This is a genomic window from Mesorhizobium sp. M5C.F.Ca.IN.020.32.2.1 (genome assembly GCF_004023105.1).
Classification (GTDB): domain Bacteria; phylum Pseudomonadota; class Alphaproteobacteria; order Rhizobiales; family Rhizobiaceae; genus Mesorhizobium; species Mesorhizobium wenxiniae.
Genome location: NZ_RZSX01001605.1, coordinates 1 through 544 on the forward strand (window position 1 = coordinate 1; position 544 = coordinate 544).

General features: G+C 59.4%; 1 protein-coding gene. It reads left to right on the forward strand.

The window, feature by feature from the left end; all coding sequences use genetic code 11:
* Positions 1 to 243 precede the first annotated feature (243 nt).
* On the forward strand, positions 244 to 450 hold the full coding sequence (locus tag EOA86_RS37710; RefSeq protein ID WP_095483089.1) for an antitoxin VbhA family protein: 207 nt from the start codon (positions 244 to 246) through the stop codon (positions 448 to 450).
* Positions 451 to 544 lie beyond the last annotated feature (94 nt).

The window sequence follows — 544 nt, forward strand, 5'->3', positions numbered from 1 at the left end:
GAGGGCAAGCCCTACTACACGCTCTCGATCAAGCGCCTCAGCTTCAACGCCAATCTCGGCCGCTTCCCGGGCCAGGACGACCCGACTCTGCAGGCGATCATCGAATGGGAACCCCGCGATTAATCGCTGTAAAGCGCCCGGCCAAAAGCCGGGCGCCTACTTCAGAAACGCCGAAAATCACCCCAAAGTGCTGGATTTTCAGCACTTTTCTTGCTAGGGTGCAAGGCAACTGGAGATTGGCAGATGAACATCCATTCCGCACGTCCCGATCGTTCCCCGGAGGCCATTGCCAAGCGCAAGAAGGCCACCGATCAGGCCCGCGCGGCCAACATCCGGCAGGGCTATACCCACGATCCTGTTCTCGAGGCGGCCAACGCCCGGTATGTCGCCGGCGAGATCACGTCGGAAGAATTTCGCGAGCAGATGCAGGCGCGTTTCAAGCGCGCCTGAGGCTCCAACTCTTTTTCGAACAAGCCGCCTGCGATCGCGGGCGGCTTTTTTCATGAGGAATCGTATTGGCGGACGAGTCAAAGGGATCGTACAC

Coding starts and splice junctions, on each gene's coding strand:
- EOA86_RS37710 (WP_095483089.1), top strand. CDS start 244: ATGAACATCCATTCCGCACGTCCCGATCGTTCCCCGGAGGCCATTGCC.